At 38.5% G+C, this 16,709-nt stretch carries 9 protein-coding genes; all 9 read right to left on the reverse strand.

From position 1 onward, the window contains the following. Window positions 1-53: 53 nt before the first annotated feature. The 9 genes from AC3KZC_RS09340 to pepN all read right to left on the reverse strand — a co-directional run bounded on the left by AC3KZC_RS09340 (window position 54) and on the right by pepN (window position 16,701). Entirely contained in the window at window positions 54-584 is a 531-nt protein-coding gene (locus AC3KZC_RS09340) for a cell division protein ZapC domain-containing protein (protein ID WP_490580088.1), read from the reverse strand. Between the two features lie 110 nt (window positions 585-694). Next, on the reverse strand, window positions 695-1,705 hold the full coding sequence (gene pyrD / locus AC3KZC_RS09345) for a quinone-dependent dihydroorotate dehydrogenase (RefSeq protein WP_490580089.1): 1,011 nt from the start codon (window positions 1,703-1,705) through the stop codon (window positions 695-697). Between the two features lie 64 nt (window positions 1,706-1,769). Then, window positions 1,770-6,605: an NAD-glutamate dehydrogenase gene (locus AC3KZC_RS09350; protein WP_490580090.1), complete on the reverse strand. Its 4,836-nt coding sequence runs from the start codon at window positions 6,603-6,605 to the stop codon at window positions 1,770-1,772. Window positions 6,606-6,806: 201 nt separating this feature from the next. Then, entirely contained in the window at window positions 6,807-9,125 is a 2,319-nt protein-coding gene (locus AC3KZC_RS09355) for an efflux RND transporter permease subunit (RefSeq protein ID WP_490580091.1), read from the reverse strand. Between the two features lie 2 nt (window positions 9,126-9,127). Next, window positions 9,128-10,123 carry a WD40/YVTN/BNR-like repeat-containing protein gene (locus AC3KZC_RS09360; protein WP_490580092.1) on the reverse strand — a complete coding sequence of 332 codons (996 nt, stop codon included), beginning with the start codon at window positions 10,121-10,123 and terminating at the stop codon, window positions 9,128-9,130. Between the two features lie 43 nt (window positions 10,124-10,166). Next, window positions 10,167-11,534 carry a DUF1329 domain-containing protein gene (locus tag AC3KZC_RS09365; RefSeq protein WP_490580093.1) on the reverse strand — a complete coding sequence of 456 codons (1,368 nt, stop codon included), beginning with the start codon at window positions 11,532-11,534 and terminating at the stop codon, window positions 10,167-10,169. Window positions 11,535-11,544: 10 nt separating this feature from the next. Next, window positions 11,545-13,623 (reverse strand): DUF1302 domain-containing protein, encoded by a 2,079-nt coding sequence (locus AC3KZC_RS09370; protein ID WP_490580094.1) that lies wholly within the window; start codon window positions 13,621-13,623, stop codon window positions 11,545-11,547. Window positions 13,624-13,873: 250 nt separating this feature from the next. After that, the gene (locus tag AC3KZC_RS09375) at window positions 13,874-14,095 is read right to left on the reverse strand and encodes a DUF2835 domain-containing protein (protein ID WP_490580095.1); all 222 of its coding nucleotides are present in this window, start codon (window positions 14,093-14,095) and stop codon (window positions 13,874-13,876) included. 5 nt (window positions 14,096-14,100) lie between these two features. After that, window positions 14,101-16,701: an aminopeptidase N gene (gene pepN / locus AC3KZC_RS09380; RefSeq protein ID WP_490580096.1), complete on the reverse strand. Its 2,601-nt coding sequence runs from the start codon at window positions 16,699-16,701 to the stop codon at window positions 14,101-14,103. Window positions 16,702-16,709: the final 8 nt, after the last annotated feature.

Consider the following 16,709-nt stretch of genomic DNA (forward strand, 5'->3'; position numbering starts at 1 on the left):
GTATACATAATTACGCAGAGTATAACATAGACAACAATAATATTAGTGCATCTCTAAGCGCGTTTTTTTACAGAATTTCTAACATCTAGCGGATAAATACGATCATTTAAAACACGAATAACTTCAAATTGTTGCAGTGATAAATTCTCGTCTAATTGAAAATTATCTTCAAGGTTCAAGCATAATGATGCTTGTTCATTATGATCAACAATTAAAAACTGACCTGTTGCGGCTTTAGAATGTAATAAAATAATGGCTTCAGTACTTGGTACACTGCCACTGTAACTTTTAAAAAACCAACTTTTTGTTAAAACAGGTTTGAGATAAAACTTAGCAGCCGTTGCATTGATAGCAATTTGGCAAATTTGGGCACCATTCCAAAGTTCAAATGAGGTAAGGTACGTAGAAACTTGCTGATAAAACTCAGCGTCTCTGAGGTTGAAATGGGGGTTAAGTAGTACATCATCTGTTAATAAGCGAAGTTTAAACGCAGTGCAAAACTCCATTTCATCGCCTAAATCAAGCATTAAGCACTTATTAGTGTGACAAGCATACCAATTCCATTTTGCTGACGCCTGTAACATTTTATAACCCTAAGATAAACGAGACTTAGGGATTATAAGGGCTTAACGCAAGATATAAAATATTTTTTTAGAATAATTTAAGAAGGATCGAGATTTTAAATTACTGATCCTTATAACGAATTAATGATCGATTTGATCATCGGTGGTCCTTGATAAATAAAACCAGTATAAACTTGAATTAAAGAAGCGCCCGCATCGAGCTTTTCTTTTGCCGATTCTGCACTATCAATGCCGCCAACTCCAATAATAGGCAATTTATCACCCGTTAAACGCTTAAGTTCAGATACTACATGAGTCGATTTTTCACGAACAGGACGACCAGATAATCCGCCCATTTCATCAGCATAACGTTGTCCAATCACGGCGCCGCGCTCAAGAGTTGTATTGGTTGCTATAACGCCATCAATATGGTTTTTTACTAGTGAATCAGCAACTTGACCAATTTGAATCGCATCAAGATCCGGTGCTATTTTAACTAGCATAGGCACATGTTTATTATGATGAGCAGATAAATTAAGCTGTTCATTTTTCAAACTTGATAGTAAATCATCAAGTGCTTCACCGTACTGCAAGTCTCTTAAACCAGGCGTATTTGGCGAAGAAATATTAACAGTGATGTAAGATGCATGGGCAAATACTTTTCGCATACAATGGATATAGTCATCTTTACCCTTCTCATTTGGCGTATCTTTATTTTTGCCAATATTGATCCCTAAGATCCCTTTATAACGTGCAGCTTTTACATTCTCGATTAAGTAATCAACACCGCGGTTGTTAAAACCCATGCGATTAATAATTGCTTCAGATTCAGGCAAACGAAAAATACGTGGTTTATCATTTCCTAACTGTGGCTTTGGTGTCACAGTGCCGACTTCAATAAAACCAAATCCCATTTGAGAAAATGCATCAATGCATTCAGCATTTTTATCTAAACCTGCAGCAAGACCGACTGGATTTTTGAATTCCAGACCAAGAAACTGAACTGGCTTTGGCGCTAATTCTTGCGTCCAAAGATGATTAAGAGGTGTATGAGCAAAACGTTTTAAATTATTAAGCGCAAAATTATGAGACCACTCGGCATCACAAGAAAACATAAAACGGCGTGCTAAATCATAAAACATGTAAACCCCTTCTTTTGAATAAAAAAAACCCCAGTCAGACTGGGGTATTTTATAGGGTTTTTAATTATTTGGAAGTGTCACAGTTGTGACTCAACAACATTAATTCACGTAATGCGACTGAGAACTTCGCAAAATCATGTACTTTAGTTGTTTTAAACTCAGCCAGCATCTGTTGCCATCTGCTTAATAAGCTTTCGTGTCCAGCCATCCAGCTATCGATTAGACTGTCAACATCACATACATCTTTACTACAGCTATTTAATACAACTGCAGCTAACGAACGTTGTTGCCAATCAAGCTCTTCACGGTAAGAAGCACGTGCTAACGCCTGCCAATGATTTGCCACTGGTTGAATCGTGATTTGATCTAAGAACCAATGTAATCCCATGCGCGCACCTAATTTGAAGTAGGTATCGGCAACAACAGCTATTGAGCGCTCAGAACTTTTTGCTACTTGTGCTAAATCCATCACTGAGAATAAGCTTGATAACTGTGCAATACGTTTCGCCAATGCTGCAGGTACACCTTCGATTTCAAGTGCTTTTGCTTCATCTTGTAGTTTTACAGACTCTTCAGCTGACATGTAATTCATTAAGTTTTCACTTAAATCCTTAAATGCTGGGCCATAAAACTCAAGTTTATGCTCAATCGTCAGTGCTTTATTACGATGACGTAAGAACCAACGCGTTGCACGACGAACCGTACGGCGTAGTTGATACAGCATTTCGGTTTGTACAATAGCAGGAATGACATTATCAAGCGCTTCAATTTCCTGCCATGTTTTTGACATTTCAAATACACCGCTTGCCATTGAATAACATGTCACGACTTCTGCAGCTGAACTACCCGTTTCTTCCATCATACGAATGACAAAGTTAAGACCCATATCGTTGATGATATTGTTGGCAAGTTTTGTCGCAATGATTTCAGAGCGCAATGGATGATTATCCATTGCCGCATTGAATTTTTCACGCAATGGTACTGGGAATGCATTAACCAATAATTGACGATAATATGGATTATCGGTAATTTCTGGTGTTACTAACCATTCTTTTAATACCATTTTAGCGTAAGAAACTAGCACAGAGAGCTCTGGACGTGTTAATCCTTTGCCTGCTGCTAAACGATCTGCTAATTCTTCATCAGATGGTAAAAACTCAATAACACGATCAAGCTTGCCTTCTTTTTCAAGAGCATGAATGAAACGGATTTGCTCTTTTAAGGTTGAAGTGCCTTTTAATTGTGTTACCGAAATAGTATGAGTTTGACGATAACAATCACGAAGTACTAAACGCGATACTTCATCTGTCATTGAATAAAGCAATTCATCACGTTGTTTACGCGTCATGTCGCCTTGAGCAACTAAACTATTTAACAATATTTTGATATTTACTTCATTATCTGAACACGCAACGCCACCTACGTTATCAATGAAGTCTGTATTAATACGACCGCCTTTGGCAGCAAATTCAATACGACCTAATTGTGTACAACCTAGATTACCACCTTCACCAAAAATTTTAGCGTTGATATCAGAACCGTTAACACGTAAAGCATCATTAGCGCGATCACCGACGTCGTTTTCATGCTTCGCTTTAACATAAGTTCCGATACCACCATTCCAAATTAAATCAACTGGCATCATTAATACCGTTTTGATTAATTCGCTTGGTGACATGGCTACTTTTTTAGTGCCAAGCATTTTTTTCATTTCAGGTGTTAACGTAATTGATTTCGCTGAGCGTAAGAAAATACCGCCACCTTCTGAAATCAAGTCTTTGTTATAATCATCCCAAGTAGAACGTGGTAATTTAAACAAACGCTCACGCTCAACCCAAGACGTTGCTGAATTTGGATTTGGATCAATAAAGATATGCATGTGGTTAAATGCAACTTGCAAACGAATGTGTTTCGATAACAACATACCATTACCAAATACATCACCCGCCATGTCGCCTATACCCACACAGGTAAAGTCAGTTGTTTGACAATCAATACCCACTTCTCTGAAATGACGTTTAACCGATTCCCAACCACCTTTAGCAGTAATAGCCATTTTCTTATGGTCGTAACCTACAGAACCACCTGATGCGAATGCATCGCCTAGCCAGAAACGATACTCATCAGAAATACTATTGGCAATATCAGAAAACGTTGCAGTACCTTTATCGGCAGCAACAACTAAATAAGGATCATCTTCATCGTGACGAACAACATTTAATGGAGGCACAATTTCACCGCCTAAAATGTTATCGGTGATATCTAATAAACCACGGATAAAGATACGGTAACATTCCTGACCTTCTTTTAAGAATGCATCACGATCGCTTGGGCTTGGTGCTTGTTTACAAACAAAACCGCCTTTTGAGCCTACAGGAACAATAACCGTATTTTTAACTTGCTGTGCTTTAACTAAGCCAAGTACTTCAGTACGGAAGTCTTCACGACGGTCAGACCAACGTAAACCACCACGAGCAACTTTACCACCACGTAAATGCACACCTTCAACACGTGGAGAATAAACAAAAATCTCAAACGCTGGTAATGGAAGTGGCATATCAGGAATTAAATTAGGCTTAACTTTAAACGAGATATATGATTTTGGGTTGCCTTCAGCATCAACTTGATAGTAGTTGGTACGAATTGTTGCTGTGATTAAATCAACATATGAACGAATAATACGGTCATCATCAAGGTTAGCTACTTTGTCTAATGCTAAATAAATTTCTGAAGTCAGCTTTTCACAGGCTTTTTCAGAGAATTTAGTTTTTGGTGAGAATTTTTTGTTAAACAGCTTCACTAGTTGAATAGCAATATCTGGATAATGCTCAAAAGTGCTCTCAATGTAGTTTTGCGAGAAAGTCACACCAATTTGACGCATGTATTTAGCGTACGCACGCATAATAGATGCTTCACGACCTGTTAAACCACCGGCTAAAACCAAGCGATTGAAACCGTCATTCTCTAAACGATTATGCCAAACATTTGTTAATGCTTTTTGAAAACGCACTGAGCTTTTATCAAAGTCAGAGACATTTTTAGTTAACAACATGCTGAAATCCATGACCCAATTGACTTGGCCATCACTGGTTTTAACCGCATAAGGTGTTTCACCAATTACACGTAAACCGAAGTTTTCGAGCATTGGCATTACATCAGATAAATGAATTGGCACATCTTTATGGAAAAGACTTAAACGTACCATATTCGCATCTGATTCTTCCTGTGGACGATAAAAAAGCATTTCTAATTTATTATCATCGTTAAGCGACTCTAACTTCTCGATATCAACCACTGCTGCGCTTGGTAATACTTGCTCTTTATAAGAACTTGAGAATGCATTGGCATATTTACGGATTAAATCATTACCGCGCGCTTCGCCTGCTACTTCAATTAGTGCAGAACCAAGTTTATCTTCCCACGTACGGGCAGCTTCAATTAAATTACGTTCGATGTCTTTCACATTATATTCGATATTGTTGTCGTCCAGTCTCACTGTGTAATGAGTACGGGCTAAAATAGATTCAGAGAAAAAAGTAGTAAACTCAACTTTTTGTGATGTTTGGAATGCACGGCCCAAAATCTCTTGAGTATCACGACGCAGTGCCGTGTTATAACGTTCACGCGGTACGTAAACCATACAAGATAAGAAACGGCCATATACGTCTTTACGAACAAATAAACGACACATATCGCGCTCTTGTACTTGTAACACCCCTGTCGCAACATCAAGCAGCTCACTTTCTTTCGCTTGTAATAACTCGTCACGTGGGTATGTTTCTAAAATATTAAGTACAGCTTTGTAAGCATGGGTTCCTTTAGCAAAATCAGATAACTCTAAAATGCGATTGATTTTACTTTTTAATACAGGAACATCTGAAGCGCTATTGTTATAAAAGTTTGATGAAAATAAACCTATAAAGCGATCTTCACCAACAACATTCCCTTGTTTATCAAAGCGCTTAACACCGATATAGTCAATGTATGCAGGACGATGAACGCGAGAAATTGAATTTGTTTTGGTGAGGATAAGTAAATTATCACTGTGAGCTTCTTTACGCGCAACTTCTGGTAAATCAGATAACAAGCGGATTCTTTCTTCCACCGAGTTTTTCATCATACCTAAACTTGAACCGGTAACACCTTTTAATTGATAGTCACCTTGAACAGGTAATAAGTCATACTGGCGGTAACCCATTAAAGTAAAGTTATCTCGGGCTAACCAATCTAAAAACTCAACAGTTTCTTGAATTTCAACTTCGCTGTTTTTGCCTTTGCGATTAGGGATATCGTTTGTTACTTCAATTAGCTTCGCTTTAATTGCTTGCCAATCTTCAACTGCAACTGATACATCAAGTAAAACAGACTCAAGCTCTGCAGAGATAGCAGCTATCGCTTTTTTATCTGTTTGACGGTCAATCTCAATAAAGAAAACCGTTTTAGTTGAACTTGAATCTTGTTCACTTTTTAAAGACGTAATACTAGAAATGGTGTTATCTGTGTTGCGTTTAATTTTAAGTGGACAATGTAGTAGAAGATGAGAAGCAATGTTTGCGCGGATCAGTGCCATTCTGACTGAATCAACTAAGAAAGGCATGTCTTTTGCGATTATTTCAACGATTGTGTGAGAAGATTGCCAACCGTTTTGTGCAAGTTCTGGGTTAAAAACGCGGATCAGTACGTCATCTGATGTATGTCTCTCTAGAGAGTTCCATAAACTCAATGCTGCACCATATAAATCACTGTCGTTACGTCTTGCCAAATCCTCTTTCGACATGTTGCTGTACAAGGTTTTGGCGAAATTTTCAACGAGCGACACATTTGGAGCATGCACTTTTTTTTGGATTAATTTACATACATTATCCAACAGTACTGAGGTGTGACCTTCGTTTCGTGTCATTATGTGTTCCTTATCTATACCACCTGTGAACGGTAGCTATTGTACAGCCATAAAATTAGCGTGGAGTCACCGCGAATTCTAACTCTTTTGCGACTGATATAAATAGTTTTTTTCGGCCAATGACTTAAAATTTCAAATCGTTGGCCAACTATTCACAAAATATAGATATAAATGGCCTATTATGGCCATTTATTAACACAATTATTCACTATTTTTTTTATTTTCAGGCCATAACAACGTTCCAATCGCAGGTAAAATTAGAATTGCCGCTAACATGTTCACTAAGAACATAAACGTCAATAAAATTCCCATATCTACTTGGAACTTAAGATCTGAAAAAACCCACGTACTGACACCTACCGCAAGCGTAATTCCTGTAAATAACACGGCACTGCCACGCTCAACCAAGGCATTACGATACGCTTCAGTTAAAGACATTCCACTACGAAGTTGTTGGCTCATTGATGATAAAATATAAATACCATAATCTACACCAATACCGACACCTAAGGCGATTACAGGGAGTGTAGAAACCGTTAAGCCGATCTCTAAATGCACCATTAACGCTTGCGCTAGTGTAGACACAACATACAAAGGCAATACCACAGCAATTGTTGCCTTTACAGAGCGAAAGCTGATTAAACACAGGACAATAACAGCACCGTAGACATATAACATCATAGGTAGTTGTGCTGCAGCTACAGATTCATTGGTTGCAGCCATCACGCCAACGGGGCCTGATGCAAGTTTAAACTGCAACTCATCAGTTTGTTCTTCTAATGAGTAACGTTTAACGGCATCAATAACACGCTCAATTGTTTCAGCTTTATGATCTTCCATAAAGATTATCAATGGCATCACACTGCAGTTACCGTCGAGTAACCCTGAACTTGTTTCAACGCGTGACGTTGCTTGGACCAGTGAAGATGTATTTCGAGGCAATGTTTGCCACTTTAAATTACCTTCGTTATAACCTGCATTGACGGCCTGTGCTACAGAACTGAGCGATACAATAGACTGCACACCGGCTACATTTTCCATACGCCACTGAAAACGATCGATGCGATCCATCGTATCATAATAAGTACACGCTTCAGGAGAGGTTTCTACTAACACTTTTAATATATCAACTGTGATTGTGTAACGGTCTGTAATTAAAAATGTATCTTGGTTATAACGGGCATCTTGATGCAATGATGGTGCGCCTGCATGCAAATCACCGATCTGCATTTTTTGTGCTTGCCACATGCCAAGACCAAATAAAATCACAGTAAAAGCTAAAATATAGCGTGCAACTTTTTTGTCTGTTGCTTTGACTAGAATTTCGCGAAAAACATCAAATTGAGTTGAAGAACTTTGTTGCGACGCTATTTTTTTCTCAGAAATATAAGAAGCCAATACCGGTAACAAGACAAGGTTAGTAAAAATAATTACGCCGACCCCCAAACTTGCCGTAATAGCAAGCTCGCGAATAATTCCTATATCGATAGATAATAAGGTCAAAAAACCAACGGTATCGGATAATAAAGCGATCCCACCAGGGATTAGTAAAGTACGAAAACTAGCCTCTGCAGCTAATTTACTACTATAACCTTCAGATACTTTTTTCCCAATTGCATTGATCATCTGTACACCATGGCTCACACCAATAGCAAACACCAAGAAAGGCACCAATATTGACATTGGATCTAAACCAAATCCAAGTTGAGACAATAAACCTAACTGCCAAAAAACTGCGATGAGGGAACAAACAACAGGTAAAATAGTAAGTGTTAGGCTTTTACAAAATAACCACACCATCACGAATGTAAATGCGATAGCTATCAAAAAAAACAATACTACACCTTTGGCGCCATCGGCGATGTCACCTGCCATTTTAGCAAATCCGATGATATGGATAGAAACGTTGTCAGTTGTAAAACTATCTCGAATCTCGGTCTCTAATTTTTTTGCAAGTGCAAGTGTATCTAGAGGCTCTTGAGTACTCGGATCAACCTCCATCAATTGAGTTGTCACCATGGCACACGAATAATCACTTGCGATCATTCGCCCGACAATATTTGCTTTTTCAATATTTTCTTTGACTTTAGCAAGACCGGTTTCATCAGGGACAAAGTTTGCAGGAATGATAGGCCCACCGGCAAAACCGTCTTCGACGACTTCAACAAATCGAGCACTTGGCGAAAAAATAGATTGCACGAGAGGTCTATTTACACCTGGGATAAAATAAAGCTGATCATGAACAGATTTTAGTTGCGCAAAAAATTCTGGATTAAAAATATCCCCACGCGCATCACACACTGAAATAAGCACGCTATTTGCACCACCAAATTGCTTTTCATGCTTTAAGTACACTTTCATATAGTCATGATTTAGTGGGATATTTTTATTAAATGATGCATCTAACTTTATTTGGCTTGCTTGAAAAATCAAATAACAACTTGCAATAATAAACAATAAAATCACAGCCAAACGATGGCGAAACACCAAAGACTCGATACGAGTTAACAACCTTTCCATTTCTACTTCAACTCCTCGACTTTAATACCGACTTCGCTTGCTAAAACCAATTTATTGCTAAACAAAGCACCCGAAACTAATGCTTTTGCATCGTGTAATTGCTTTACTATTAAATCTTGGTTGTTATAAGTAGCAATCACACCACTATTGGCCAGTAAAATAGCGCCCTCTGGTGTTACTACTATTTTATTTATTGTGGCATGACTGGAATTTTCAACTTCTTCCCATGTCTCACCTTGGTCTTTAGAGACAAAGATATTTCCACGTAAGCCTGCGACTAACCAATCACCCTGAGAAAGCACTTGAATATCAAAAAATGAGCCTGGATATATTTCATCTAAACGATCCCAATGAGCACCAAAATCATCACTGATAGCTAATAAACCTTGCTCACCAACCATAATCAGACGCCCTTGTGAATAGATGGCTTGGTTAAGGTGCGGCAAAATAGCCTGAGTTTCGTTAAAGTAACCATCTGGATCTGTCTCTTTTAACTCAGCTAAAAACGCTTTATCTTCATCGAACAACAGTGTTGTTTGAAATTCTGACTGCCAGTTTGAACCACCATCGACAGTACGATAAAACAAACCATAAGCACCAATGGCAACACCATTATTTTTGTCTTTAAATAATATGTCTAATAGAGGTTTATCAAGCTCTGGTTGACGATGCTGTATTTTCCAAGTCACACCAGCGTCTTGTGTCGCAAGGATCGTTGCATCGTGCCCTGTCACCCATCCATTGTTTTCATCAATAAAAAAAACCGATGTTAATAAAGTTTGCACTGGAACTTGGGCTTGCAGCCAATTGACTCCATCTGAGCTTGTTAAAATAACACCATGCTTACCTACGGCAACTAAGCCAGCACTGGTTTTAACTACATCAGTCAGTAAGGTTTTATCCGCTCTTAATGACATTACAGCGGCTTTTGGAGAAAGATCATTGGCAAAGACGCTAATTGAGCAACACAATAAAACAATCTTAAGTAAAAGCTTCATATATATTTGACCAAAAAAAACGGCCCGTAATGGGCCGTAGAGTTTATCTAAGACCTTCTCTACGAAGGGCGTTGGATGTAAATTCATTATCGTTGAATGATTGAGAAAAATCGTACATTTTTTCCTCATTATCCAAGCCAATGGCTAAATAACGACGTGAATTCAAGTCATAGTAAACATCTAAAGTACTCCAGTGTGTCGGTACTTCATAATAGTTAACACCATGCGCCATTGCTACACGATAAAGTTGATCTCGGTTATCGTACAAGTCAGCGACGTGGATTTGCCAACTATCTTCATCAATAAAGAACACACGTTTTTTATAGATATGACGGGTACTATCTTTTAGGTTTGCTTCAACAACCCAAACACGATGTTTTTCGTAACGGACAAACTCAGGGTTAATATGACCTGGTTTCAAGATATCTGCATATTTGAGTTCATTACTGTGCAGCTTATAGCTGTTGTAAGGAATATACATTTCTTGTTTGCCTTTTAACTCCCACGTGTAACGGTTTGGTGAACCATTAAACATGTCAAAGTCATCTGTTGTGCGCAAGCTATCTGATGCTGTACCTGGTGCGTCATAGGCAACGTTAGGCGCACGACGAACACGACGCTGCCCCGTGTTGTACGTCCAAGCTTGACGAGGTGTCAAAATTTGATCCATTGTTTCATGGACTAACAAAGCAGTACCCGCTAAACGTGCTGGCTCTGTAACTGCTTGTTTGAACTTAAACAATATATTAGAAGCTTGCAGTGATTCTGGCGTTGCTGTTGGTTCAGAGTATTTCACTAACAATTGCTCATCAAACCCAACCATATTGTAATCGCCAGATGCTGTTGGTGCAGCCTGACCACCATAGCGTTGGATCGACAAACCACGGTAACGCAAGATATGGTTCCAAATCACTTCAAGGCCAGTTTTAGGAATTGGGAAAGGAATACCGATCGCTGTATTTTTAATTCCATTACCTTCCTCTATCAACTCAGCATTAGCAGAATACTGCTTTGTTGCATCGTAAATAAATTGCGGATATGAGGCGCTACGGCGAGTTTGATAGACGTTCATTTTAAATGTTTCAGGATATGCCTCAAACATTGCTATTTGGCCTGGAGACAAAAATGATTTGTACTTATCCAAATTACCTTTGTCAATTGTAAACTGCACAGCATCATCTTTAAACGGGTCTGGATGATGCATACCGACAGTATAATTCTCAGGCGTTTTTGTAATGCCACCCTCCCAAGAAGGAATTGAACCGTCGGCATTGCCCGCTTTTTCTGCACCAAGAGGCGTTAAATCAGCACCCAAACGCGCAACTTCTTCTGCCGTAAGTTTTGCCATTGATGCATTAGACACAAATAAGCCACACAAAGCCATGGCGATTAGGGTAGGTTTTTTAATCATATATATACCCTTAGATAGAATATTTGATATTAAAAGAAACATAATCACGATCAGCAAAATTATTTGTTTGACCACCACCCCAGAAACTGTTGTAGCTAAAGTCAACTGACCATGCATTTTGATAGTTGAAGTTCATATTAATACCTAATGACTTACGATCTTCAACAAATAAGTACATAGGGTCTGGTGTAATACCATTGACATCATGTGAAAAAACTAAGCGTGGTGAAAAGTTAACGCCAGAAAACACATTGTTATAATCGCCTTTTGCAACTAAACGATAGCCCCAAGCAGATGCAGATGGGAACGGATTCGTTTCAACACCATTAGAAACCGCTTGGTGTAACAACGTATAATCTTGACCAGGAATACCCATCATAGTGCCTGAACGACCAGTGCCCGCGACATTTAAACGCATTTCATCATACGCAGGCATATCATTGATAGTCACACCACCAATTTCACCTAATAATGCCCAGCTATCAGCACCTAATGAAGGGCCAAATAAATGCGTTGCCGTAAATTGAAGCTGCATAGTATCTGACGTGACAAAGCCTTTAGCTATTGAACCTGGCGCAACAGTTTCAATTTGAGAAATCTGTGCAAACTCAGGACGAAGACCAGCAACTGCAAGCTGCTCTGCCATACCTGCGTATAATAATTCAACGTCATCTATTTGCAGTGGTTCGTCTTGACGATAAGCAAACTCACCAGCAAAAGCCGTATTGCCAACATTGGTATTAAAACTTAAACCAAATAACTTGATATCTTCAGGGTATTCTAAAATTGCTTTAGTAAACGCACCAAGTTGAGTGACGTTATCTTCAGTAATGGTCGTTGTTGCAATCATTGCTAAATCTTTACCCAAAGATGCTTGAGTAAAATCTGACGCTTGACCTGAAATAACCGGACGACTGCTGTGGTAATTAATATAATAAAGTGCAAATTCAGTATCATTTAATTCAGGTGAGAACCAACCTAACTTAACACCAAATTGACCAGAGTCACTTGGTTCTTTAATACCGGCATCACCCTTACCTTTTAAAGCAACCTTAGTTGGGTATGCAAGATACATATTGGCAAGTAGCTTTTGTGCTGCAGCACTTTGCGGTTCAATACCCTGAGCTTGAAGCGCTGCACCCCATTGGGCGTATAAGGTATTCAAATTACCTGTCAGGTGCTCTAGATCAATGTCAGGGTTCGAAGTAAAGCCCAATTGAACATTACTTTGATACCCATTTACAGATGCAAAATCATTGGTCGAAAAGTAGGTACCTGTTACTGGTAATCGTGTTTCATTCCACTCATATTGATAATACGCCTCTAAAGTAAGGTTTTGCGTTAAACCCAAAGACGCCCAAACAACACCAACAGGTATAAACGCTTCTTTTAATTCAGCACCAGGTGCTTTTAAACGGTCAATATCAACGGGGTTAACATTGATACCATGAGAAATTAGCGAACTTTCCCCCCAGTTAACAACTTGCTGACCGATACGAATAGATAATGGATTTTGGCCATCATTTAAATCAAAGTCTGCATAGGCGAATGCATCAAGCAAACGTAAATCAGAACATACTTGTTCTTTAGCTTGTTTATCAGCACAAGGATCAACTTGGTTACCCGAGGTAGGATTAGAATAAGCGCGATTGCCATCCATCAGCTCTAAATCATAAAAATACATAAAGCGAGTAAAAAAGCCGTAGTTATCTTTTCTGATATTAAGCTCGTGAGTGCCCTTTAACAATTGTGAAAAAGTATCACCTTTATTAAAGTTTAGATTACCCGCATCACCATTATTGGAATAACTGCCAGGCTGCGCCCACACATCCGATGAAGAGTAAATAGTGTTATATGCTGCGTTATAACCAGTCCAGTCAAAACGAGGATGGTTACTTTTACCAATTTGCGCAAAATCCCTTTCTTCTACTCGCATGCTTGCGCCATACGAAAATGTAGAATCAAAAGTTACGTCAAATTCACCGAGTTGAAAACTAGCGGCTGAAAGGTGTTGGCTAGAAAAAGCCAGACAGGCAGCGGTAATTCCCAATGCTAGCTTATTTTTGACAAAAAGAGGTCTTTTTATCATTTTATCTCCCCCTTGTAACGGGTCACTTAGTGATCAAGTTATTGTTTTTAATGTGCTTGTAACAAAAGAAATCATTACAGTTAATTTCCAAGGTTTCAAGATACAAATTATTTTTTTATCGTTCTTCAAGATGCATTATTAACATTGGTCTGACATCCTACCAGCTAATTTATACACTTGAAAAGCGCATAACACAAAACTCTTTTAACAAAAACATAACTTTTTGTCGCTTTTTCTGATTTTTGTGTCTTCAACCTATCTTTTCTAAGCTAATAAATTGATAGGTTTCGGTTAACCTTAGTCTATATCTGCCTCGGATCCCAATTGAAGTGATAAAAGGGCGAAATCTCTCTGCAGGTAACCTTATTTTCTTTCCCTCATCGGAGGTCACTTGAATTTGTTTTATTGTGCCATGGTAGTAACCTAGGCACTTTTCATAACTTAAATTAATTGTAAAAAAAAATTCAAACATGATAGCTATTTCAATGCGTTAGTGACTTTTTCAAACAGATCAGGGCTTAAATTTTCAAGCTGCTGCAAACTCTCTAACTGTTTTTTTATCAAATTTTGTCTGGTTAAATCTAATTTTCTCCATCCCATAAATGGGGTGATCATCCGAGATGCATTTTGAGGATTAATACCATTGAGTTTAATCAATAAATCGGCTAAAAGTTGGTAACCCGAGCCATCAATCGCATGAAAATACTGGCTATTAAATTGTGCAAAGCTACTAACTAACGCGCGCACACGATTCGGATTTGCAATATCAAAATGAGGGTGCTGATAAAGATGTTTAATATTTTCAGCAACAGTTGGAGAATTTAGCATCGCATTTAATGCAAGCCATTTATCCATAACCAACCCATCGTGTTGCCATTTTGCTTCAAATTGAGCAAGCAAAGGTGCCGCAAGTGTATGATTTGCTAAAACAGCGGCAGTTAATGCAGCTAAGACATCAGTCATATTAGAAGAATTACATTGTGCGGTTAAAAATTTATCAACCTCGTTTGATGGTACTTTGGCTAGATAATAAATACACATTGCCTTAAACGCACGTTGTCCAACTGCAGCAGCACTTAGTTGTCCACCATCATTCTGTTGTTGGTATAACGTAGTAAAATAAGGGCTTAAATTTGATGCGATTTGGTGCTCAAATACACTTTGTACAGCAATTATCTGATCAACGGGAATAACGTTAAATTGAGACGCTATAGTATCAAAGCTAGGTAACTTCATCAGTTCCGATATTAATTGTTTATCTAATGTCGGGTGTTCAAGTACCCACTGCAATAAATCTAATATTTCTTCAGGCAAACTTGCATCGCTGGCATCATCCAACCCAATAGCACGTTTAATATGCTTAATGAATAAACTTTGCAATGCATCCCAGCGAGAGAAATCACTACTGGCATGGCGTACAATATTGATAAGTTGTAGATCAGTATATTCAAACTCAAGTGTACAAGGCGCTGAAAAGTCGACAAGTAATACAGGAGTTGGCGCACTTGTAATTGCATCAAATGTAAATGTTTGACTTGAATCAGTGACACTTAACACGCTAGGTAAAGATTTCCCTTTGAGCTGTAAATCAAATAACTTGCCTTCGTCATTTAATAACTCGATTGCAAATGGAATATGAAGGTTTTGTTTTTCTTGCCCATCAGCGGTAAGAGGATGATTTTGTTTTACAGTAAGGCTATAAGTCTGTTTCGCACAATCGAAATGCTCTTGCACCTGAAGATTGGGTGTACCCGATTGACTATACCAGCGCTTAAACTGTTCAAGATTGACTTGACTTGCATCACTCATTGCACTGACAAAATCATCACACGTTACGGCTTGACCATCATGGCGAGCAAAATAAAGGTCCATGCCTTTTCTAAAGTTATCTTTGCCGATTAAAGTGTGGATCATTCGGATCACTTCTGCGCCTTTATCGTACACAGTCACAGTATAGAAATTATTCATTTCTATCACTTTTTCTGGACGTATTGGGTGAGACATTGGGCCACTGTCTTCTGCAAATTGATGAGTGCGCATCACTTTGACCGCTGCAATGCGGTTTATTCCGCGAGAGCCTAGGTCGGAGCTAAACTCTTGATCTCTAAATACTGTTAAGCCTTCCTTAAGCGATAATTGAAACCAATCGCGGCAAGTTACACGATTACCCGTCCAATTATGGAAGTATTCATGACCAATAATCGACTCAATCATATGATAATCTTTATCAGTTGCTGTTTCTTGGTTTGCCAATACGCATTTGCTGTTGAAAATATTAAGTCCTTTATTTTCCATCGCACCCATATTGAAAAAATCGACAGCAACAATCATATAAATATCAAGATCATACTCTAAACCGTAAACCTCCTCATCCCACTTCATCGCTTTAATTAATGATGCCATTGCATGTGACGACTTATTTAAATTGCCGACATCAACAAACAATTCTAATTTAACTTCGCGACCACTTGAGGTGACATATGAATCAGTTAATACGTCAAATTGGCCAGCTACAAGGGCAAAGAGATAACATGGTTTTTTATAAGGATCTTGCCAAACCACAAAGTGCTTGCCATTTTCGAGTTTTCCATACGCCACTTTATTACCATTTGAGAGTAAATATGGCACTGCCGTATCGGCAATAATTTTGACTTCATAGGTTGCAAGGACATCGGGTCGATCAGGAAAAAAGGTGATCTTTCTAAACCCTTCAGCTTCACATTGTGTGCAATATGCCCCGCCCGATAAATATAATCCTTCTAAAGAGGTGTTTTTCAGTGGGTTTATTTGAGTTACTACTTTAAGTTCGTATTCATCAGCATCATGATGAATAATTAGTAGCTCTTTTTGCTGAGTAAAGCGCGTAAATGGTTGATTATCAACTTCAATACTAATGAGATTTAGCTCAACACCATCAAGAATAAAATCATGAGCGGCACAATTTAGCCGTTTCACTTTCGATATTGCCGTCACTCTTGTATGGGTAGGTTCTAGCTCAAAGGTTAAATTAATATCCTCAATGGTAAAATCTACGGCTTGATAATCTTTAAGATACTTTGCTTGGGGTGATACAGACATAAAATCCT

Source organism: Pseudoalteromonas sp. J2K-J031, assembly GCF_058197095.2.